Annotated in this window: 12 protein-coding genes, 1 tRNA gene and 1 pseudogene; 3 read left to right on the top strand and 11 right to left on the bottom strand. The window is 65.3% G+C overall.

All coding sequences use genetic code 11. From position 1 onward, the window contains the following. Nucleotides 1-162: 162 nt before the first annotated feature. Nucleotides 163-543, top strand: a complete 381-nt coding sequence (locus tag ACPGXI_RS09205) for a globin (RefSeq protein WP_526652087.1) — start codon at nt 163-165, stop codon at nt 541-543. A gap of 187 nt (nt 544-730) precedes the next feature. On the opposite strand, the gene ACPGXI_RS09200 is transcribed toward ACPGXI_RS09205, so the two are convergent. From ACPGXI_RS09200 to ACPGXI_RS09155, 10 genes and pseudogenes are all read right to left on the bottom strand, one after another. Then, a complete protein-coding gene (locus tag ACPGXI_RS09200) occupies nt 731-1,429 on the bottom strand; it encodes a DUF8185 domain-containing protein (RefSeq protein ID WP_526652085.1) in 699 nt (232 codons plus the stop codon). Beyond that, complete coding sequence (locus ACPGXI_RS09195) at nt 1,429-1,848, bottom strand: acyl-CoA thioesterase (protein ID WP_526652083.1); 420 nt, start codon at nt 1,846-1,848, stop codon at nt 1,429-1,431. Before ACPGXI_RS09195 ends, ACPGXI_RS09200 begins: the two co-directional genes overlap by 1 nt. Nucleotides 1,849-1,861: 13 nt before the next feature. Then, nucleotides 1,862-6,751, bottom strand: a complete 4,890-nt coding sequence (locus ACPGXI_RS09190) for an NAD-glutamate dehydrogenase (RefSeq protein WP_526652042.1) — start codon at nt 6,749-6,751, stop codon at nt 1,862-1,864. Between the two features lie 92 nt (nt 6,752-6,843). Then, nucleotides 6,844-8,517, bottom strand: a complete 1,674-nt coding sequence (gene ettA / locus ACPGXI_RS09185) for an energy-dependent translational throttle protein EttA (protein WP_526652040.1) — start codon at nt 8,515-8,517, stop codon at nt 6,844-6,846. Nucleotides 8,518-8,773: 256 nt separating this feature from the next. Then, a pseudogene (locus tag ACPGXI_RS09180) lies at nt 8,774-9,244 on the bottom strand (single-stranded DNA-binding protein); the annotation flags it as partial. 159 nt (nt 9,245-9,403) lie between these two features. Further along, nucleotides 9,404-11,425, bottom strand: coding sequence for a bifunctional copper resistance protein CopD/cytochrome c oxidase assembly protein (locus ACPGXI_RS09175; protein WP_526652038.1), 2,022 nt, complete (start codon nt 11,423-11,425; stop codon nt 9,404-9,406). 34 nt (nt 11,426-11,459) lie between these two features. Then, entirely contained in the window at nt 11,460-13,808 is a 2,349-nt protein-coding gene (locus ACPGXI_RS09170) for a glycerol-3-phosphate 1-O-acyltransferase (protein ID WP_526652036.1), read from the bottom strand. Next, nucleotides 13,805-15,538 carry an HAD-IB family hydrolase gene (locus ACPGXI_RS09165; protein WP_526652034.1) on the bottom strand — a complete coding sequence of 578 codons (1,734 nt, stop codon included), beginning with the start codon at nt 15,536-15,538 and terminating at the stop codon, nt 13,805-13,807. The genes ACPGXI_RS09170 and ACPGXI_RS09165 overlap by 4 nt, the downstream gene beginning before the upstream one ends. Next, on the bottom strand, nt 15,535-17,031 hold the full coding sequence (locus ACPGXI_RS09160; RefSeq protein ID WP_526652032.1) for a wax ester/triacylglycerol synthase family O-acyltransferase: 1,497 nt from the start codon (nt 17,029-17,031) through the stop codon (nt 15,535-15,537). Before ACPGXI_RS09160 ends, ACPGXI_RS09165 begins: the two co-directional genes overlap by 4 nt. A 247-nt stretch (nt 17,032-17,278) precedes the next feature. After that, nucleotides 17,279-17,374, bottom strand: a complete 96-nt coding sequence (locus tag ACPGXI_RS09155; protein ID WP_526652030.1) for a group I intron-associated PD-(D/E)XK endonuclease — start codon at nt 17,372-17,374, stop codon at nt 17,279-17,281. 21 nt (nt 17,375-17,395) lie between these two features. Here ACPGXI_RS09155 and ACPGXI_RS09150 point away from each other — a divergent pair. Further along, nucleotides 17,396-17,468, top strand: a tRNA-Arg gene (locus ACPGXI_RS09150). A 61-nt stretch (nt 17,469-17,529) separates the two neighbouring features. Here the strand turns inward: ACPGXI_RS09150 and ACPGXI_RS09145 are convergent. Next, entirely contained in the window at nt 17,530-19,128 is a 1,599-nt protein-coding gene (locus ACPGXI_RS09145; RefSeq protein ID WP_526652028.1) for an SLC13 family permease, read from the bottom strand. Nucleotides 19,129-19,377: 249 nt separating this feature from the next. Between ACPGXI_RS09145 and ACPGXI_RS09140 the strand changes: the two genes are divergently transcribed. After that, entirely contained in the window at nt 19,378-22,113 is a 2,736-nt protein-coding gene (locus ACPGXI_RS09140; protein WP_526652026.1) for a cadherin-like domain-containing protein, read from the top strand. Nucleotides 22,114-22,306: the final 193 nt, after the last annotated feature.

Raw genomic sequence — 22,306 nt, 5'->3', positions numbered from 1 at the left:
TCGTGTTCGCTGGTCGGTTCGATGAACTTCACCTAAGGGTCAGCATGGGCCGGCCGGCCCATGTCGCGGCCCACTTGTGCGAGTGGCGACGCCCATGACCCACAATGGGAGCCGATGCGCGGGGGCAATATTTCAGACGGCAACGGGTCAGACGACAAGCAGATGTCGTTCTATTCGGCAGTGGGTGGACACGCAACGTTCCGCACCATCGTGGCGCGGTTCTACGCACTGGTGCGCGAGGACGAGATCCTGCGTCCGCTCTATCCCGAGGATGACTTCGAGGCCGCCGAAGATCGGCTGCGAATGTTCCTCGAGCAGTATTGGGGTGGTCCACGCACCTACTCCGACCAACGCGGACACCCGCGGCTGCGGATGCGTCACGCACCGTTTCGAATCGGTTTCCTCGAACGAGACGCGTGGCTGCGGTGCATGCACATCGCAGTGGCTGAGATCGACGCCGAGACGCTCGACGATGCCCACAGACAGGAACTGATCGCCTATCTGGAGATGGCGGCCGATTCAATGGTCAACGCGCCGTTCTGAGGCGGCCCGCCGCGCTCTGTGCCTACCCGCGCTCTGTGCCTACCCGCAGCGTTGTGTGAGCTTCGGGCCCGTCCTGTCGGTCACGGGCACCGTCCTGTCGGTCAGCAGACGCAAACTCGCATCAATCGGGCCGCATGGACGCGACTTAGTGTCTGTTCGCGGGCACTCGCGGGCACTCGGGGGCACTTCAGCGCAGCACTACCGCCGGGTCTCCGCGACGCTGGCTGACGGCGCCGAAGCGGGCGTCGATGCGCAGCCAGGCCGGCGTCACCCGCACCCGCACCACTTCCTCGGCGCTGACCGACTGCGCTGCGAAGTCGGCTTTCGCCTGCGATTGCGGCAGGAAACCCATCGCGGTCAAGGCAAAGACACACCGCATCGGAATGCCGACGCTGTGCCCGCCCTCGTTGACCGCGACCACCTCCTGATCCAGCAGCGACGCGGGCGGTCCATGGGCGCTGGAATGATCTTTGGCCAGGCTCAGTCCGCTGGCAGCGAGATCCAGCAACACGCGCGCAGGCACGTCGTCGAGGTGCATGAAGCCGGTATCCGGCGGCAAGACGCCCCGCCAGGCCGATTCCATCCCGAAGCCGGGGTTGACGTACCCGTCGCTGTCCATGCCCTTCAGCCCGGACAGCAGAACATCGGCGCCCGCGCAGAGATCTGTCGGCCGGACGCGGCCTCTGACGACCTTACTGACCAATACATCGAAACCTGTTGCTACCCAAGCGACGATCATGCCACCCGGACGTTCCCGCAGCCGCACGACGGCTGCCTCGTCCAACCGGCGGGCCCGCTCGGTGAACACCGATAGGTCTTCGCGCTGGGCATCGCCGTCGAGCCACACACCGCGGTCGGGCCAACCACCACGCTCGGTGCTGGTCATCATCGTGTCCAGTGTTGCAGGTAGTCTCGCTGCCCGGCCGAAAGCCGTTGCAGCCGCTGTTCCTCGATATGGACGGCCGCCAACTGCGTGTCGGCGATGACGGCGGGCTTGGAGTCGGGCGGCGCACCGACCGATCGCACCTCGTAGCCCACCGTGAAGTCCACCGCCCTGACTCGCTTGGACCACATGGTGACTTGCAACGGCGAATCGACCAGTCTCAGTTGGCTCTTGTAGACGATATTCACCTCGGCGATCAACAATCCGATCGTCGTTATTTCATCACCGAAAGGCTCACGGAGAAAGGGAATCCGGGCTTCTTCGAGGATCGTCACCATCGTCGCATGGTTGACGTGCTGGTACATGTCGATATCCGACCAACGCACATGTACTGGCGCCGTATATCCGTGCCGGCTGGTCACGCTGCGCTCTCGATCACCCAGTTGTTCCGGTTCCACTCGTCCTCGTCATGCTGCGAATCTGGCGGGCGGCGACCGACAGCGTCGCCAGATCATGCCCGCCGCTCTCGTAGAGCGCGGTGAGTGTGCGGCGGGCCCTGCCGACGCGGGAGCTGTTCGTCAGCTCCCATTCGGCGAGCTTCTCCTGGCCGCTCTCGTCGGGCTCGCCCACCGCCAGCACGTCGAAGCACAGGGCCCGCAGCGAGCCGTAGATGTCGTCGCGAATCGCTAAGCGGGCCAGGGAGTGCCAGTGGTTATCGCGCGGCAGTCGGGACACCGCGGTGAGCAAACCGTCGGTGCCGAGATGGTCCATCAGCGAAAAATAGGTGTCAGCGACCTCGACTGGATCACGGTCGGCGATATCGGCAATGTCGATCACGTCGAGCAGGCTGAATTGGTACAGGCCGGTCGCGACCATGTAGGCCAGATCCTGGGACACGCCCCGCGAGGTGAACTCCGCTGCCTCGTTCGCAACAATCGCTTCGTCGTCGCCACGCAACAACTCCGACATCCGCGGGGTGAGCGCCGCAACTTTCTCAGCGAATCGGTTGATCTCGGCACCCACGGCCAGCGGTTGTGGCCGGAAGTTCAGCAGCCACCGGGTCGCACGATCGATGAGCCTCCTCAGGTCGAGGGTCATCCGGTCAGTCACCGCCACCGATACCCCGGCCGCCCCGGCAGCACGAATCTCGTGCCACACCCGTCCGAATCCGAAGATCGCATCCGCGGCGGCGAAGCTGCGTACCGCGTCGATCGGTGCAACCCCGACGTCTTCGGTGACCCGATAGGCATAGGAGATCCCTGCGGTGTCGACCAGATCGTTGACCAACATGGTGGCCACGATCTCGCGACGCAGCTGGTGCGACCGGATTTCGCTGCCGAACTGCTCGCGCAGCGTGGCCGGAAAGTAGGAGGGCAGCCGGGCGGCGAACACCTCCTGGTCGGGCAGTTCGCCGGCCAGGAGGTCGGCCTTGAGTGCCAGCTTGACGTGGGCCATCAGGGTAGCCAGTTCGGGCGATGTCAGGCCGATACCGGCTTCGCTGCGACGGAGAATCTCCTTCTCCGACGGCAACGCCTCCAGCTCGCGGTTGAGCCCACGTTTCTCGACGAAGTCCTTGATCATCCGGGCATGCACCGACAGCACGCTGGCGGCGTTGGCGCGGCTGGTGCCCATCAGGTCGTTCTGACTCTCGTTGTCAGCGAGCACCAGCCGGCCTACCTCGTCGGTCATCGACAGCAGCAGTGCGGAGCGCTCGCTGGGATCCACTTTGCCCGCCGTGACCAGGGAGTCGATCAGGATCTTGATGTTGACTTCGTGATCGGAGCAGTCCACGCCGGCAGAGTTGTCCATTGCGTCTGTGTTGACACGCCCGCCGACCAGATCGAACTCGATGCGTCCCAGCGAGGTCACGCCCAGGTTGCCCCCCTCGCCGATCACCTTGGCACGCAGCTGGTTTCCGTTAACCCGGATCGCGTCGTTGGCCCGGTCCCCGACAGCGGCGTCCGACTCGGACTCCGCCTTGACATAGGTACCGATGCCACCGTTGAAGAGCAGGTCGGCCGGCGCCTTGAGGATCGCGTTCATCAGCGCCGGCGGGGTCAGGCTCGAGACTTCGTTGTCGATGCCCAGCGCGGCGCGGGCCTCCGAACTGATCTGGATCGACTTCTGGTCGCGCCGGTACACCCCACCACCCGGGCTGATCAGCGAGCTGTCGTAATCCTCCCAACTGGAACGAGGCAGATCGAACAACCGCTTGCGCTCCTGCCACGACGTCGCGGCATCGGGGTTCGGATCGATAAAGATGTGCCGGTGGTCGAAGGCCGCGAGCAGACGGATGTGCTTCGACAGCAACATTCCGTTGCCGAACACGTCGCCGCTCATGTCGCCGACGCCGACGACGGTGAACTCCTCGGACTGGGTGTCCACACCCATCTCCTGGAAGTGCCGCTTCACCGACTCCCATGCACCTTTGGCAGTGATGCCCATCGCCTTGTGGTCGTACCCGACAGACCCACCCGAGGCGAACGCATCGCCCAGCCAGAAGCCATAGGACTTGGCGACTTCGTTGGCGATATCGGAGAACGTCGCGGTCCCTTTGTCGGCCGCCACCACGAGATAGGCATCGTCGCCGTCGCGCCGGATCACCTCGGCGGGCGTGACGACGACGCCGCTTGTTTTGTCCACGTTGTCGGTGATGTCGAGCAACCCGGCGATGAACAGCCGGTAGCAGGCCACGCCCTCTTCCCGCGTCGCGTCGCGGTCGACTGCAGGGTCGCCGGTCGGCTCCGGCGGCCTCTTGACCACGAATCCACCCTTGGCGCCCACTGGCACGATGACGGCATTCTTGACCGCCTGGGCCTTCACCAGGCCCAAGACTTCAGTCCGGAAGTCTTCGCGCCGATCCGACCAGCGCAGTCCACCACGGGCGACGAAACCGAATCGCAGGTGCACACCCTCGACTCGCGGGGAGTAGACGAAGATCTCGAACCTGGGCCGCGGCAGCGGCAGATCGTCGATCAGTCCGGGATTGAGCTTGAAGGACAACACGTTCTGCGCGCGAGCCGAGTCGGGGCGGACGACGAAGTAGTTGGTGCGCAGCGTGGCCTGAATCATCGACGCGAACGCCCGCAGGACGCGGTCGGTGTCGAGGCTGACCAATGCGTCGATGTCGGCGGAGACTGCAGCCGCCGCGGCCTGCGCATCCCGGTTCGCAGCGCCCTCAACCTGTTCGGCGGGGCCGAACAACGCTTCGAACAGTTCGATCAACGAGCGGGTGGTGCCCGGGTTGTCGTTGAGCACGTCGCCGATGTGGGATTGGCTGTAGGGAAATCCGGCCTGCCGTAGGTATTTGGCGTAGGCGCGTATGACAGCAACCTGCTGCCAGGTCAGCCCGGCCCGTAACACCAGTTCGTTGAAGCGGTCGACCTCGGCGTGACCGTGCCAGATCGCGGCAACCGTGTCGGCGAAGCGTTGGGCGGTTTCCTCGCGGTGGGGACCCGCTGCCGCTTCGGGGATGCCGCCGTGTCGCGAGATGTTGAACTGGTAGATCCACACCGGCAGCCCGTCCGGGCGGGTCACCGTAAACGGTCGCTCCTCGAGCACCACAACGCCCATGGACTGCAGCATCGGGAGCAGCTGACTCAGCGAGGCCGACCTCCCGCCCAGATACCAGACCAGGGTGGAAATGCCCGCCTCGGCGGTGTCCGCGTCGTCGTCCAGAACCAACTTGACCGAATCGTCCTGCAACTCTTCGATGATCGCGATGTCCTCGAGAGCGTCCGCCGGCGTGATCGCCTGCTTGTACATCTCGGGGAAGGCTTTCGCATAGTGCTCAGCGGTGCTCTGCTCGATCGAACCGGCCTTGACCGCGCCGAGCAGTCGGTCCGCCCAGGTGCGGGCGGCCTCGGTCAGGAGATCCTGAATGCGCGACTCGTTGGCTTCCGACACATCGATGTCCTCCGGCCGGGAGTCATCCGGCAGCAGGACAGTGAAATACACAGCCGCCCATGGCGATTCGCTGACCCGGGCAGCGTAGTCGATGCTGACACCGCCGAGCTCGCGGACCAGGATGTCCTGCATCCCCAACCGTACGACGGTGGTGTAACGGTCGCGCGGCAGGTACACCAGGCACGACACGAAGTGCGCGAGGCGGTCGGCCCGCATGAACAACAAGGTCCGGCGGCGAGACCCCAACTCGACGACCGCCATTGCCATGTCCAGCAGGTCTCGTGCGCTCAGCGCGAACAGCTCGGGCCGCGAGATGGTCTGGATGATGTCGAGCAGCAGCTGTCCGGGATGGCTCGGATCACGGTCGGCCATCGCCAGCGCGTCGTTGACCCGGCGAGAGACCAACGGGATCTCCAGAACGTTGGCGTTCATCGCCGCGACGGTGAACAGCCCGACGAACCGGTGCTCGAACACCGAGGAATCGTCCTGGTCGGCCGATTCCTCACGGACCACCACGATCTGCGGGTAGGCGCCGTACCGCAGAAAACTGGGGATCGTGGCCTGCGCCATGGCTAGCAGCTCATCCTTGTGCGTCAGCTGGGGCAGCACATCGTCGCGCAGTTGCAACACCCCGAGCCGACTGGAGGCTTCGACAGTGGCTTCACCGTCGTGCACGGTGCAACGCTGGTAGCCCAGCACGACGAAATGCCCGTCGGTCAGCCACCGCAACAACGCCGCGACGTCCATGCGGTCCGTGCCCGGGAAGCGCTGCTCAGCGTCCTGCCCGGTTTCGCCGTCGAGCTCGTCGGCCAGTCCCCGCAGCCTGTCAGCCATGGCGGCCGAATCGAGTGCCACCCTGCGGGCGTCGGCCAGCACCCGGGGCAACAGCTCCTGGGCTTGTGCGAGCGCATGCTGATCGACCGACTTCGACAGCTGAATATGCACCCAGGTCTCGTCAATACCGTCGCCGAAGCTTGCATCCGACGCCGGCGCGATCTCGAGTAGCTCACCGTCGGCACCGCGCCGCACTCGCAGCGCCGGGTTCATGATCGCTGTGTAGGCGACCCCGACGCGGTGCAGCAGCACCGTGACCGAATCCATCAGCATCGTGGCGTTGTCGGTGATGACCTGCAGCGCCGGACCGAAACCACCGGGTTCGTCCGCATCGTAGAGAGCGACGGCGGTGGTCCCGGGAGATCGCTGACGACCCAACCGGCATTGCGCCCCCACCAGCGCGGGGAGGGCCAGATCGCCATCGGCCGAGCTCGGTATCGGGCCGGTCACTGCAGCCTCCGGACCGGGAGCGCCGCCATGCGGTCCCCGGTAGGTCGCCAAATAGGCTGGAATAAGCCGGTCGATGACCTCCGTAGTCACATCACGCTCAGATCGGCCCTCGACGGCACCCGGATCCAACGACATTCGCCGCTCCTGACTTACCCATGCGAACCGGCCCCCGTTGGCTGTCACCGACGCCGCGAAGAGGCGCCGATGTCGTGGCCCGCACGACGAGACTATCCTCGTGTGAGCTTTCGGTGGGTCACCCTGTGCGGACGGGCCGCTTCCACACCGAGCCGCTCCACTTTGTTCTCTTCGTAGCCACCGAAGTTGCCCTCGAACCAGAACCACTTGGCATCGTTGTCATCCTCGCCCTCCCACGCCAAGATGTGCGTGCAGGTCCGATCGAGGAACCACCGATCGTGGGAGATCACCACGGCACAGCCGGGGAAGTGCTCTAGGGCGTTCTCCAAGGAGCTCAGCGTTTCGACGTCGAGGTCGTTGGTCGGCTCATCGAGCAGGATCAGGTTGCCGCCCTCCTTGAGCGTCAGCGCGAGATTCAGCCGGTTACGCTCTCCGCCGGACAGCACGCCAGCTGGTTTTTGCTGGTCGGGACCCTTGAACCCGAACGCCGACACATAGGCCCGAGACGGAACTTCGTTCTGCCCAACCTCGATATAGTCCAGCCCGTCGGAGACCACCTGCCAGACCGACTTCTTGGGGTCGATCCCGGCCCGGCTCTGATCGACGTAGCTCAATCTGACTGTCTCGCCGACCCTGACGGCGCCACTGTCCGGCTGCTCGAGACCCACGATCGTCTTGAACAATGTGGTCTTGCCGACGCCGTTGGGTCCGATGACCCCGACGATGCCATTGCGCGGCAGCGTGAACGACAGGTCCTTGATCAGCTGCCTACCCTCGAAACCCTTGTCGAGGTGCTCGACCTCGACGACAACGTTGCCCAACCGTGGTCCGGTCGGGATCTGGATCTCCTCGAAGTCGAGCTTGCGGGTCTTCTCGGCCTCGGCCGCCATCTCCTCGTATCGACCGAGACGCGCCTTGTTCTTCGCCTGCCGGGCCTTGGCGCCCGACCGGACCCAGGCGAGTTCCTCCTGCAGTCGCTTTTGCAGCTTGGCGTCCTTGCGGCCCTGGACGGCCACGCGCTCGGCCTTCTTCTCCAGATAGGTCGAGTAGTTGCCCTCATAGGGGTAGGCGCGACCGCGGTCGAGCTCCAGAATCCACTCGGCGACATTGTCGAGGAAATACCGGTCGTGTGTGACCGCCAGGATGGCGCCCTTGTACTCGGCGAGATGCTGCTCAAGCCACAGCACGCTCTCGGCGTCGAGGTGGTTCGTCGGCTCGTCGAGCAACAACAGATCGGGCTTGGACAGCAGCAACTTGCACAGCGCCACGCGGCGCCGCTCACCACCGGAAAGCTGGGTCACCGGATCTTCGGGAGGCGGGCAGCGCAGCGCATCCATGGCCTGCTCGAGTTGCGAGTCGATGTCCCACGCATCGGCGGCGTCCAACTCTTCCTGAAGCCTGCCCATCTCCTCCATCAGCTCGTCGGTGTAGTCGGTGGCCATCAGCTCGGCGACCTCGTTGTACCGGTTGAGCTTGCCCTTGATCGCCACGCCACCCTCGACGTTCTCGCGAACCGTCTTGGTCTCGTCGAGGTGAGGCTCCTGTTCCAGGATGCCCACGCTCGCGCCGGGTGCCAGGAACGCGTCACCGTTGTTGGGCTGGTCCAATCCGGCCATGATCCGCAAGACGCTCGACTTACCGGCCCCGTTGGGGCCGACGACGCCGATCTTCGCGCCCGGAAGGAAGTTCAGGGTGACGTCGTCAAGGATGACCTTGTCGCCGTGCGCCTTGCGGACCTTCCGCATCGTGTAGATGAATTCGGCCATTGCCGTAGTGTCGCCTCTCTCGATCTTCGCGATCTCTTGCCGATCCTGCGATGGTCGGGGCCCATACTAGGCGTGGCCGTGCCCGCGGTGTCTGCCGCTAGGCGGTCAGTGGCAGGCCCGGATCCTCGAACCCGGACTCGCCGTCAGCGCCGTCGCCGTCGCCCTGGCCGTCGCGCACTCCCCCGACCTCGCCCTCGCCGTCGCCGTGGCCGTCGCCTGCTCCCCCGACCTCGCCCTCGCCGGCGCCCCGGAGCTCTGGTCTACCGTCGCCCCCGAGTTCTGTTTCACCGTCGCCCCCGAGTTCTGCTCGACCGTCCGCCTGGCCGTCGCCCCGGCCGTCGCCGCCAGCCCCGGCACCGGCGGTGTCGGGATGTCTGCGCTTGTCGATGCGGACAATGCACCGGGCCAGATCCGGCCCCACAGAGGCAGCCCTTATCTCGAGCGACGAGCGTCGATTGCCGTCGCGGTCCTGGTATTCACTCGTGTAAATGTTGCCAACGACAATCACCGCGTCGCCCTTCCCGAGCCCTGCCCCTACGCCCGTGACAAGGCGCCCCCAACAGTTCACCGTGGCGTACAGCGAGTTGCCCGGTTCCCAATTCCCCTCGGAGGTGCGCCGGCGCGAGTTGCTGGCCACCCGGAATTTGAAGAGCTCCTGCTCCCCGACCCAACGGCGCTCGGGATTGGTGACGATGGTGCCGACGACAGTGATGGGTGTCTCGAACATGGATGGTTCCTTCCTCATTTTTCGGCCGCAGACCAGGCAGTGCGCCTGATCCGTCGGTGACACAGCCATTAACTGCCGTCTCGCCGACATCTGGCACCGAGGAGTCCCCCGAAACGACGCGCGCTGTGGATGAGTTGCGCATTGGGGATAACCGCCGCGCTAGCCGCTTTCGGACGATTCTCGCCGGGCCAGTTCGGCCAGCATCCTGTTGTACGCCGCCAAATCCGCGTCGTCGTCGCGGTCGGCGGCTCGGTCCAGTCGCTTGGCGGTGCGCTGGTCGGCGCGACGCCACTGGATGAATAGCGCGATCAGCACCACGACGAGGGGGACTTCACCTGCAGCCCAGGCAATCCCGCCTCCGAGGCGTTGATCGCCGATCAGGTCGGTGTGCCACGGCAGTTGCAGCGACCGATAGAACCGCTCGCCCATCACCGTCGGAGTTCCCATCAGCACCACGCCGAAGAACGCATGCAGCGGGACCGAAGCGAACACCACCGCCAGCTTGCCGACGGGCGGTATCGGTCGTGGCGTCGGATCCACTCCGATGACCACCCAATAGAACAGGTAGCCGCTGAGAAGAAAATGCACGTTCATCGCGACGTGGGCGCCGTGGCTGCCCACGGTGGCATCGAAGAGCCCGCCGAAGTACAAGCCGTAGAAGCCGACGACGAACAGCGCGGTCGCCACGAACGGGTTGGTCAGCACCCGAGACACCCGCGAATGCAGGGCGGCCAGCAACCACTCGCGAGGCCCCGGCGGCTCGCCGCGCCCGGCCGCGGGCAGCGCCCGCAGTGCCAGCGTGACCGGTCCGCCCAGCACCAGCAGGATCGGCACCAACATCGACAGCATCATGTGGGCGATCATGTGCATGCTGAACATCGCGGGCATGTAGCGGCCGATCCCCGACGACGTCGTCACCAGCAGCAGCAGGCATCCGAGAAGCCATGCCGCGACCCTGCCGGCGGGCCAGGCGTCACCCCGGCGCTTCAGCCGGTACACGGCAGCGAGATAGACCGCGGCGAGCACGATGGCCGCAGTGCCGAACAGCAGATCGAAGCGCCAGTCGAACAGCACCCTGCCCACGGTGGGGGGACCGGCCAGGTCGTACCCGATCTCGACCGCGGGTATGGACAGGTTGAGGTTTTGCGGAGGAGGGGGCGGAGTGCGGCCCAGCGCCACCGCCACCCCGAACGTCAAGCCGAAGATGGCCGCCTCGACAAGCGCCAGGCGGATCAACGGGCCGCGGGCCGCAGCGTCCTGCTGCAGTGCGGCCACTCCGCTCCGGCGCTGTCGCCACCCTAGGTAGCCGAGCGCGCAGAGCGCCGCCACCTTCGCCACGATCAACCAGCCATAGTCACTGCGCACAAGGTCTTCCGGCCGAATACGCACGAACGCGTTGATCACCCCGCTGAGCGCCATCGCCACGAAGCACCACAGGGCGACTGCCGAGAATCGCCGTGCCGCCAGACCGGCGTGTTCACCGCCGCGGAGCGCGTGGGCCAGCAGCGCCAGCAGACCACCTGCCCACAGAGCGCCGGCGATGAGATGCACGAGCAGACTGTTCGTGGCGACGTCGTGCGCCCCTCCGGAGGACGCGTGTCCGGTCAGCGCAAGCGGAAGCAGCGTCACCAGCGATCCGATGAACAGTGGTGGCGTCCACGACCACCGCAACACCGCCGCGCTCACGACGGCCACGACGAACGCGAACACCGCGGTCCAGCGCCATGCGCTCGCCACATCGATGAGCCCGGCCACCGACCAGATGTCGGCTGGACTCAGCCGCCCCGACAGCGGCTGGCCACTGACGTCGGACACCGTGAGCGCCACCATCAACACCGCGCAGATCGTCCATATCCCGGAAGCCACCGTGCCGGTGCGCAACGCACGATAGCCCGCGGCGTCGAGCACCCCATTGCGCTGCGGTGGCACCATGAACGCGGCGAAGAGAAATGAGCCGGTGGCCGTTACCGCGGCGATCTCCCCTGCCGCCTTCACAAACGGCAGCCCGTAATTGGTCACCGGACCCGGATCAGGCAGACCCGTGGCGGTTAGCGCATCCGCTAACGCAAGTGCGGCAAGCGCTGCTGCGGTGACCCCGGCCAGCAGTGCCACCCCGTACAGCACCGACCACACCGGCACAACGCGCTCCCCGGTGGGTGCGAGGCGACCGGTCGACGTCATCCGCCTAGGGTATGACCCTGCCGGATCGCGCCGACTACACAGGGCCGCTGCGTAACCTCTGGCGGCTCCGCTCGCGGGCGAAGAACTGCTCGCGCGAGTACTCTTCGGCCCTTTCCATGTCGGCGAGGATCCCCCGCAACTCATCGCGGAAGGCGACCCTCCGGTCGGCCAGGTCCTCGGCCGGCCCGAGCAGGTTCTGGTCGACGGCGACTTGCCGAGCCGTAGTGAACAGCAACGTCGAAGCGGACTCAGTGCTGCGGACTACGCCCTGGGCCACGTACTGCTGCCCCAATCCCAGTGCCTTAGCCGTCAGGTCCCTCTCGGAGATGTCGGCCGACGCATCGATCAAGACGTCGGCGACAATCCGGTAAGCCTCGAAGAACGGGCGCAGCAGCGGCGCCGCGATCGCGGGACGTTTGGCCCGCAACACCGCCGCAATCCGGTCACCACCGGCCTCCACGTCATCCTCCCAATTCTCGTGCCAGGACATCTCCTCAACGACGTGTTCCCGAAAGCTCGCGGAGTCGGCGAAGTAGAAATCGAACTTCAGCAAATCGCGAAGTCGCATCACCTGCGACCAAAAGGCCTCCAAGCGACCCGATTCCGCCCGTGCGGCATGGGCGAGTGCGAGTTCCATCAGCGACGTCTCCAGGAAAGCGTCGATCAGGGAGTTCCGGTAGAACGCGGCCTCGTACTCGTCCTGGGGCGCGATGTACCAAACAGGCTCCCGGCCGCCGTCGATTCGGGTCACCGGGTGTCCGTTGGACAGCGCGTCGACAGCGGCGCGGACCCCGTCGGGGGTGCGCAGCCGCAGCGCGCTGTTGGTCATCGGAGTCTGCTTGCGCTCGAGATAGTCCAGCGAGTCCTGCAAGGTGTGGTGCAGCTGGTCGAGGGTCAGCGCGACGCCACGGGTGCTGAGCAGCAATGCCGACACCAGCGCGGTGGCGTTCACCGGGGTGACCTGGAGGATCCGCCAGGCAACCTCGAACGCCATCTTCTGCAGGGCAAGGCGTTTGGCGTCTTCGTCGTCGACCATCGGGCCGTGCGGCTCACCCAGATATTCACGCATCGAGACCGCCTCGGGGAAGCGCACGTAGATCTTGCCGTAATTGCGCTCGCCCTGAGCCTTGATGAAGTTGTACATCCAGGACAACCCCTCGGGGGTCTTCTCCCCGCCCCGGGCGTAGGCCGCGTACTCAGCGGTTTCGTGCAGTTGGTCGAAGCTGATCGAGACCGGCTGAAGCAGGATGTCGTCGCTGCGGCCGTCCAGATAGGCGTCGGCGACGTAGGCCAGCAGACCTAGCTTGGGGGGCAGCATCTTTCCGGTTCGCGACCGGGTGCCTTCGATGGACCAGCTGAGGTTGAACCGCTTCTCCACGATGTAGCCGACGAACTGGCGCAGCACATACTTGTAGAGCGGATCATCAAGCTTACGACGGATGAAGATGACGCCTGAACGGCGCATCAGCGGGCCCATCGCACCGAAGGAAAGGTTGATGCCCGCGAAGGTGTGCACCGGCGGCAACCGGTTCTCCTGCATCGCCACGGGGACGATCACGCCATCGAGATAGGACCGGTGCGAGAACAGCAGCACCGCAGGGTGAGCTTCGAGCGCATGCCGCATCGATTCGACCTCAAGGCGGTCGTAGTCGATATTCGGATCGAATCCTCGGCTGAAGATCGCCCGGCCCACCGACGGAATCAGATCGACGGAGAAGCGACTCCAGCCGGTGCCGAGTTCGTCGAGCATGACGCCGGCCTTGTCGACGGTCGCTCCGGGAATTTTCTCCAACCCTTCGCGGAACCGTGCGGAGGCCAGCATCTCGGGTTTGACCAGGCGGGGTGACTTGTACTCGGGCCCGAGCAAGCGAAGTTCGACACGCTCGATAGCCAGTATTGCCCGGCGAATAACGAATCGTGCGAAATCCCTAGGGTTTTCGGCGACAGTGGTGTCGCTCCACTGCTCGCGCAATTCGGACACCTTGGCAGGTTCGCCGGCAACCACCCGGGCACGCGATGGATTGCGCTTGAGGATGCGGCGCTGCAGAATCTTTGGCGGGCAATAGGTGTCGCGACCCGATAGCAACGAAACCACTTTGGACCGCGTGGGCAAACCGCCGGGCACCCAGAACACCCGAACCGGGACCACCGAGCGATCCTCGTCGGCTTCGAGCAGATCAACGAGTCCGGACAGAACACTTTCCGGCGGATCATCGTCGGCGGGCAGCTTGAGCACTTCGATGTTCGCGCCGGGGTGCTCGCGACGCTGAAGGTGTAGCCAGTCGTTGAACAGTTCCCCCTCGGCCGGCGAGGACACCGAAGCCAGGATGAGGGTGTCGCCGGTGGCACTGAAGGCCGCCATGTCGTCAATCCGTGCCTTCATGGCCGCCCTTTCGAGCCGGTGCGCTTGGTAGGCGTTCTCGTGGTCGGCGCCTTCTTGGCCGCCGCGTTCGTGGCGTCGGCCTTCTTGGCGGGCGCCTTCTTGGCGGGCGCCTTCTTGGCGGGCGCCTTCTTGGCCGACGCGCTCGCGGCGGTGGCCTTCTTGGCCGCTGCCTTCTTGGCCGACGCGTTCGCGGCGGCGGCCTTCTTGGCCCGCGCCTTGGCGCGCTTGTAGAGATCAGGCGTGGGCAGCTCATCGCGCGGCCAGTCCCTGAGCGTCTCGAGATAGAGCTCACGGACCTCGGCGATACGCTCCGTCAAATTGTCGTGAGTCCAGTCTTCGACCGAAATCGGCGGATAGACAACGACATCGACGGTGCCGGCGTTGAACGTGCTTGAGTCGCGCGCCGCGATCACTTCGGCGTTGCGGATCACGATCGGCACGATCGGAATGCCGGCCGACATGGCGATCCGGAACGGACCTTTCTTGAACGGGCCGACCTCAGTGGTGTCCAGTCGGGTGCCCTCGGGTGCGATGAGGATAGACAGGCCCTTGCCTGCGAGCTCTTCGACCTTCTTCAGGCTTTCGACCGCCTTGGCCGGGTCGTCACGTTCGATGAAGACAGCATCCATGATCTTGCCCATGGTGCCGACGATGGGATCGCTCTCCAATTCCTTCTTGCCCACCGAGGTGAAGTTGTCGCTGATCAGCCTTCCGGCGATCATCGGGTCCGCCTGGTTGCGGTGGTTGAAGATGAACACCGCGGGCCGCTGCGCGGTCAGGTTTTCCTTGCCGAGAACATGCAGGTTGATACCGATGGTGTTCAGGAGCGTCCGCCCGAACATCGAGGTGAAGAAGTTGACCCCGGTGCGTTTGTTTCGGGTCAACAGACCGACACCCACGGCTCCGGCGGCGATCGGCATCATCGTCGCGATTCCCGCTGCGGTGCGCAGCTGCGAGAGCGGGCTACTGCCGCTGCGGCTGCTGAACCGCAGCACCGGCCAACCACGCTTGGCTGCGACCGCGGCCATCTTGCCCGCCGGGTTCGTCGGGCGCGGGTTCCCGACCAGGTACATCAGCGCGACGTCCTCGTCTCCGTCGGCGTAGAAGTAGCTCTTCGATAGGTCGACCTCGTTCGCACCGGCGAACCCTTGAACTGCCCTGGCCTTGCCCGGCCCCCAGATGATCGGCCGCTGGACCTCGCCGGTGATCAGCCCGTCGTCGTCGGTCTCGAATTTGTTGCTCAGGACGTTCCGGATACCCAGGAACCGTGCCACCGGCTCAACCTGCACCGTCAGTGCGGATGAACTGAGTACGACCGTGTGGCCGCGGGCCATGTGCGCCCGGACGAGCTCACGCATTTCCGGATAGATCCGACTGACGATCTTCTGCACGAAGAGTCGCTCTGCTAATTCGTCGATGTCGGCGAGCGAGTTGCCGCGCAGCATGCGGGCACCCTTGCCGATGAGATCCTCGAACTCGGAGCGGCCCAACTGGTGGTTGAGACCTGCCTGCACCATGCCGATGAACTCGCCGACGGACATCTGCCCGCGCCGTATTCGGTCCTGTGTCATCACCACCCCGGTGAAGCCCGCGACGAGCGTGCCGTCGAGGTCGAAGAACGCGCCGACCTTGGGGCCGCGTGGGCTGGCTTCGACTTCCGCGACCGAACCGGGCAGACGCATGTGACCGGTCCCCGATGTCCCCGATGTCCCCGATGTCCCCGATGTCATTGCTTGACACTTTCGTTAGGTGAGAAGGGCCGGGAATCCCCCGCCGTTGTCGGTGGCGGGGCTTTGAACGTCGCCGGGGAAGCGCGGCCCTCACCGCCGAGAGCCAGCACTTCGTCGAAGCCGCTCAGCAGGCAGCTCGCGAGCAGGTCCGGGTCGGTGATCGAGGCCCTGTCATAGCGGACGCTGATGGTGCAGTAACCGGACCGGGATATCAGCACGGCCATCATCGCCACGCCGGGCAATGGCCCGAGACCGTACTGCCGCAGCACCTTCGCGCCGGCGATGTAGGTGTCTCCGGCATAGACGGGCACATTGCTGGCCTGCACATCGGAGTTCACGATGGACCCCGCCATGGACTCCAGCACCGTATCCGGCAGCAGGCTGACTAAGGGCGCGATCGCTCCGACCATGTCGAGGGCCCGCTCGTCTCGCTTGCGGGTCATCTGGGTTCTGATGTTCTTGATGCGAACTTCCGGATCCGACAGGCTGATCGGTGCCGCGAGGTTGACGCCGGCGAACCTGTTGCCCCCGGCTGGATCTGCATCGGAACGCAAGTTCACCGGGACGGCCATCGGCAGGGTCTCGACGGGAATGCCCTTCGCCTGATGATAGAGGCGCAGCGCGCCGCACAACCCGGCAAGATAGGCGTCGTTGATCGAACCGCCGGCAGCCTTGGCCGCATGGTGCAGATCCCCGAACTTGATGTCGATGGCTTCGCTGCGCGAGGACAGACTGCGGCGCCGCAACAACGGCGACGGGTCGGCGACCGGTCCGATCACCCGGGCGCCCGACATCGCGTAGTCCACGACACTGCCCAGCCGTGACACCGGGTCCCGCACCGCGTGTCCCACCGCCTGCGCAGTACCGAACAGGACATCGCGCATGCCGCCCGCGACGGTGCCTGGCAGCCGATTGATACCGCGACGCATCAGATCGTTGGGCGACAGATCGGACGGGATGGGAAGTGGTGCGGTGTCCTGCGCAGGCGGGTCACGCTCAAGATCGTAGAGGTTGGCGAACATCTCGACGCCGCCGACACCGTCGGTCACCGCATGGCTGAGGTGCACCATCAGTGCCGCGCGGCCGTTGCCCACCCCCTCGATGAGCGTGGCCGTCCACAGCGGACGGGAGATGTCCAGAGGCGACTGCGCGGCAACTTCGGCGAGATCCATCACCTGGCGCAGGGTTCCCGGCTCTGGGGCGCGAACCCGGCGAAGATGGAAGTCGAGGTTGAAGTCGGGATCCACGACCCAGCGCGGAGCAGTAGTGGGCAGTGTCGGCGTCACCACCTTCTGCCGGAGCCGCAGCACCTTGCGCGAGGCGTTCTCGAAGCGGCCGCGGAGAAGCTCCCAGTCCGGTGTGGTGTCGAGAAGTTCCAGCGTCATGATGCCCGAGCGGGTGCGCGGATTGGCTTCGCCGCGGTGCAGGAGCTGGTCGAGCGCACTGAGTTCTTCCGGCAGTCCGGCCGCGTCCAGTTCCGGCAGGTTGCTCATGGCTCCACGCTAGTCGGCCACCCTGAGAGCCGGAGTGGCTTTTATTCTCGCCGCACGTGCGGCGGTCCCCATTCCGGAGTCCGGCAGGACACCCCCGGGTTCGGACCTGCTGAATGCCGGACAGATCTCCGCACTGATGGACACCGCGTCTGGACGCCGCGTCGAATACGCCGTCGTCGGTCGGCGTCGCGTGGGTTCGGTTGCGGTCCGCCGACATCGACGGAAACTTGACGGCGGCGGCCGCTGTTCATGCCGATCGGTTCTTCACCTGAAGCCGATGTAACTCTCCAGCTGCGTGAGCAACGAGATCGAACGGCGCGTGCTCCGTTGCCGGGAACAGCACCGTCTAGGGTGGGTGCGCGCGGCCCCCGTAGCTCAGCGGATAGAGCAGCCGCCTTCTAAGCGGTTGGTCGCAGGTTCGATCCCTGCCGGGGGCGCAACAGGGGCGCAACGACACCTCAGCCCTCACCGGGGGCCGCGACGAAGCCCTGCGAGTCGTCAGGTCGCGATGCTGAAGACCCACACTGCCAGCGTGGTGGTGGCCACGCTGATGAGCAGGATCGCCAACAGATTCAGCCAGATCCCGCCCTTGACCATGCTGCCGATGTTGACGTAGCCGGTGCCGAAGACGATGGCGTTGGGCGGGGTCGCCGCCGGAAGCATGAACGCCGAGGTCGCCGCCAGGGCGACCGGAATCGTCAGCAGTAACGGATCCTGGCCGATGCCCACCGCAACCCCGCCGATCACCGGCAGGAACGTTGCGGCGGTGGCGGTGTTGCTCGTCAGCTCGGTCAGGAAGATCACCGCCGTCGTGATCACCCCCACCAGCAGCAGAATCGAGAGCCCCTTCAGGCTCTCTGCCTGCGTGCCGATCCACTCGGTGAGTCCCGACGAACCGAATTGCGACGACAGTGCCAGTCCGCCCCCGAAAAGCAACAGCACACCCCATGGAAGCTGGACCGCAGTGTCCCAGTCGAGCAACCGCACGCCCCGTTTCGACCCCGCCGGCAGGATGAAGAGCAGTAACCCGGCGCCGATCGCGATGCCGGCGTCAGAGATGGGAGGCTGCTCCCAGAGGAGCGGGAACGATATCCAGCTGATCGCGGCCAGGGCGAAGATCACCATCACGCGCCGCTCGCCGGTGGAGGTGCCGCCAAGTTTGCCCAGCTCGGTGTCGAACAACTTCTTACCGCCAGGGATCTCGTCGATCTCGGGCTTGAATATCACCTTGGCCAACAGCAGCCAGGTGAGCACCAGCAGGACGCTGGCGAGCGGAAGACCCAGCAGCATCCACTGGCCGAAGCCGATACTGATGTTCTGCTCATCCTGCAGGTAGCCCACGAGCAAGGCGTTCGGCGGAGTGCCGATGATGGTCGCCAGAGAGCCGACCGAGGCGGCGTACGCAATGCCCAACATCAGCGCCGTGCCGAAGTTGGACCGCTTCACCTGCTCCTTAACATCGCTCTCGGGGTCCTCGCCGCCCTCCCCTGAGACGTTGCCTGAGACGGTGCCGGCCAGCATCAGTACCGATACGCCGATCGGCACCATCATCACTGCGGTCGCCGTGTTGGAGACCCACATACTCAAGAACGCGGTGGCGAGCATGAAGCCGGCGATCACCCGCGTCGCACTGGTACCCATCGCCCGCACCGTGAGTAGCGCGATGCGGCGGTGCAGATTCCACCGCTGCATCGCCAGGGCGATGAGGAATCCGCCCATGAACAGAAAGATGATGCTGCTGCCGTAGTAGCCGCCGACGTCGCTGACGCTCACATCGTCCACGAGCGTCGGAAAGACGACGAGGGGCAGCAAAGCAGTGGCCGGAATCGGGATCGCCTCGGTCATCCACCACACGCCCATCAGGACCGCGATGGCGGCGGTGAGCTTGGCCGGGTGCGCCAGGTCACCGGGCAGGAGCAGGTAGACCAGCACCGCCAGCAGCAGACCGGCACCAAACCCGATCCAGCGTCTGCGGAAGGTTGACTTGCTCTCGGCCGGTGCGCGCTCACCAGCCGACTGTTCGTCGAACTCGTTGTCTCCGTGCAGTTCGCGTTCGTTGCTTTCGCAATCTTGGCGGGCACCCTGGTCGCTGGACATCGCTCACTCCCGAGAGCGTCGCGGCCCGTCGCTCTCCGAAAGGCCTGGTGTCGTGGTGAACATCACCATAGGTGTGCGCATACCGCGCGGCGGAGGAACGCCGGACGCGCGGGAATCGAGTACCAGCGTGCCGGATCCATAACCACCCCGCCCCGCTAACACGCCATTACGCCTTGCGAACTAGGCGAATCCCCAGAACTTCGATCACCAACACGACTATTCTTGGCCTTGCATGGAGGGGGCCTTGCAATGGCAGCTAATGAGCATGTGGGGCGGGCCGCCGGTCTCGCCGTTTCGCTCGGCATCGGGATTGCGGTAGCGGTCGGGGGTATCGGGGAAGCCGCCGCCGACCCTGCAGATTCATCGTCGTCTGCAGGCAGCGCCGATTCGGACAGCAACAACACATCGAACCGTTCCAGCAGTGGGACGGAAAGCAGCTCAGACGGGGCCCGATCCTCCACCGACGACTCCTCGAGTGGACCGTCGGCGCAGAGCGCGGGCAACCACAGCCTGCGTACGTCGGGCTCACAAAGCAGATTCACGTCCGAGTCGAGTCCGCGCGCCGAGTCGGCCGCCGCAACCGAATACGGCGACGAATCTAGATACGGTGACGAACCTGATTACGGCGACGAATCCGGATACGGTGACGAACCTGAGGCCCTCGCAGAAACTGACGAGCCGACTGAGGACGCAGTAGAGCGCCTTGGCTCAGGCCGCGCCTCCCAGTCCGAAACCGCCGAAATACCAGACTATTCCGATGTTCCACTGCCAGACGACGAGCAGTTCCAGGACGCAATCTCGCCGACTGCCCAAGAGGTGCCCGCACCCGATCGGCAGTTGCCGCTGGATACGCAGGCGTTATCGTCCGTTCTCGGAGCAGCGCGCCGCGCCTCGGATCAGCCCCAAGAGTTCGAAGCGCCCGCCGCACAATCGACCGGCACCACCGATATGGTTGCCACTGAACCTATTTCGGCGGGAGTCGACCAAGTCGCGACAGCGGCCACTGTCCAGTCCGGCCAGACGCCAGGCAGGGCCGCATCCATCAGCTCGGTCAACTCCGCGCCCACCGCAACGGCGACGGTAGCCGCACCCGATGGGGTCACCGGCGTCACCCGGGTGTCCGTTGTTGCCAGCGACATGGACAACGACGCACTGACCTACACTGCGAGCCGACCGACGTGGGGCTGGGTGAGCAACCTCGGCGACGGAAATTTCACCTACTCAACAAACGAGTTCGTCCGCTTGCTGGCCCGATTCCTCCCGTTCATCAATTCGGATCGCTTCTCGGTCAAGGTCAGCGACGGCCAGGGCGGCACCACCTCGGTTCAGGTGAACACCACCGTGGTCCCGCTCAATTCCGCGCCGGTGGTGCGCTCGCGCAACGTCGGCGCACCCAACGCCGCGAGCGGGGTCGTAACCGGTGCGGTCAAGGCCGCCGACCCCAATTGGGACTCGCTGTCCTATATCGAATCTACGACGGTGACCGATAAGGGCACGGTGTCGGTCAAACGCGGTGGCGGTTTCACCTACACGCCCAACGCTGCCGCACGCCACGCGGCCGCGGCCACCTCCGCCACCGCCGCGGACAAGACCGACTCCTTCAAGGTCCAGGTCGTCGACAAGTACGGCGCGCTCACCGAGATTCCGGTGAACGTGGCGATCGGTCCGGTCAACGCCGCGCCGACGGGGAGCTCAACTGTCGGTAGTCCGGATGCGCTCACCGGGATCACGATGGGAACGGTGATCGGTCAAGACGCCGACTCTGACCCGCTGAACTACAGCGGCTCGACCACGACGCTCAAGGGCACCTTCACGGTGAACGCCGACGGCAGCTTCACCTACACCCCCACTGCCCACGCGCGGTACAACGCCTGGCATCCCTACGCCACCGCCTCCGATTCAGTGGACGCAGTGAGTGTCACCGTCGACGACGGCCACGGCGGCAGCATCGCGGTGCCTGTCCGTGTCGAGATCAGCCCTAGCGACCAAGCTCCACCTCCACTACCGGATTCCACCTTCTGCGGTTGCACCCTGATGCCGGCCGACACCATCTTCCACGCCGATGTTCGAGGCCTTCCGCTGCTGCCCGAGTCCGACAAGTTCATCGAACTGCTCGGCGGGGGCGCCGGCGGCACACTGAAGTCCGGTATGGGCGCCAAAGAATGGATGGGCAGCACCGGCGGCGGCTTGCCGGTGAACGTCGTCGAGGCGTCGCACCCAAAGGAAACGGTGATCTTCAACCGGGGCTATTCCACCAGCGGACCGGGCATCGATGACCGCCCCTACGCGATCCCCGACCGCCCGCTCGTCGAAGGCATGCCCTCAGTCCCGGCCTGGGACCGTCACCTGTTCGTGTTCCAGAAAGGCACGTGCATCTCCCAGGAGCTCATCAACGTCGCCAATGGTGTCGAACTTCCCGACGCCGGTCTTCTCGATGCGCTCGGAAACGCGGCATACCGAGCCATCTGGGGTGACCAATGGATTGCCGGAGCCGGCGCACAGTACGACATGAGCTCGCACCTGTACCCAGAGATCGGCTGGGCCAACGCGTCCCGGCTGCCGTTCATGCCGATGCTGCTGCGCCCCGATGATCTGGAACGCGGTGAGATCGACCACATGCTGGGCTTGGTCATCGCCGCCGACCGCGGCGCCGGCTTCACCTGGCCGGCACGCGCAGGCGACGGCACCAGCCCCGACGGGGTCCCGATGGGAACGGTGTTCCGACTGAACAGCGACTTCGACATCACCCCCTATTCGCGCGGCACCCAAATCGTCCTGCGGGGCCTGCAGGTTCACGGCGCCGTCATCTACGACTCTGGCCCGGCAGGACCCGGCGCTTCACTGGGCACAATGAGCACCGGCTGGGTCGGGACCGAGCACCTCGTTGCGGCGCAGGAACTGAACACCATCCCGATTGAGGCCTTCGAAGTTGTCGATGTCTCGTCCATCGCCGTTGACCCCTCCATCGGGTGGCAGATCAGCTGACATCGAGGCACCCGCGACTGGGTGAGTCGGCCGTCGATTACGCCGTCACCGTGATCGACAGGTGACCCCTAAAGTCTTTCTCCTGCTGGAGCGTGCGGCTCATGATTCCTTTCCTTGTTTCGCCGACGCCGCCGGACATGTTTCGCCGACGCCGCCGGACATGTTTCGCCGACGCCGCCGGACATGTTTCGCC

This window comes from Mycobacterium sp., assembly GCF_049608025.1.
Lineage (GTDB): Bacteria > Actinomycetota > Actinomycetes > Mycobacteriales > Mycobacteriaceae > Mycobacterium.
The sequence above is the reverse complement of the archived record's forward strand: the minus strand, read 5'-3'. Positions and strand labels throughout refer to the sequence as shown.

What these genes read in the sequence shown, in the direction of transcription:
- ACPGXI_RS09200 (WP_526652085.1), bottom strand. Translation starts at nt 1,429, where the DNA reads ATGACCAGCACCGAGCGTGGTGGTTGGCCCGACCGCGGTGTGTGGCTC.
- ACPGXI_RS09190 (WP_526652042.1), bottom strand. Translation starts at nt 6,751, where the DNA reads ATGTCGTTGGATCCGGGTGCCGTCGAGGGCCGATCTGAGCGTGATGTG.
- ACPGXI_RS09160 (WP_526652032.1), bottom strand. Translation starts at nt 17,031, where the DNA reads ATGAGCAACCTGCCGGAACTGGACGCGGCCGGACTGCCGGAAGAACTC.
- ACPGXI_RS09140 (WP_526652026.1), top strand. Translation starts at nt 19,378, where the DNA reads ATGGCAGCTAATGAGCATGTGGGGCGGGCCGCCGGTCTCGCCGTTTCG.
- ACPGXI_RS09205 (WP_526652087.1), top strand. Translation starts at nt 163, where the DNA reads ATGTCGTTCTATTCGGCAGTGGGTGGACACGCAACGTTCCGCACCATC.
- ACPGXI_RS09170 (WP_526652036.1), bottom strand. Translation starts at nt 13,808, where the DNA reads ATGAAGGCACGGATTGACGACATGGCGGCCTTCAGTGCCACCGGCGAC.
- ACPGXI_RS09165 (WP_526652034.1), bottom strand. Translation starts at nt 15,538, where the DNA reads ATGACATCGGGGACATCGGGGACATCGGGGACATCGGGGACCGGTCAC.
- ACPGXI_RS09175 (WP_526652038.1), bottom strand. Translation starts at nt 11,425, where the DNA reads ATGACGTCGACCGGTCGCCTCGCACCCACCGGGGAGCGCGTTGTGCCG.
- ettA (WP_526652040.1), bottom strand. Translation starts at nt 8,517, where the DNA reads ATGGCCGAATTCATCTACACGATGCGGAAGGTCCGCAAGGCGCACGGC.
- ACPGXI_RS09145 (WP_526652028.1), bottom strand. Translation starts at nt 19,128, where the DNA reads ATGTCCAGCGACCAGGGTGCCCGCCAAGATTGCGAAAGCAACGAACGC.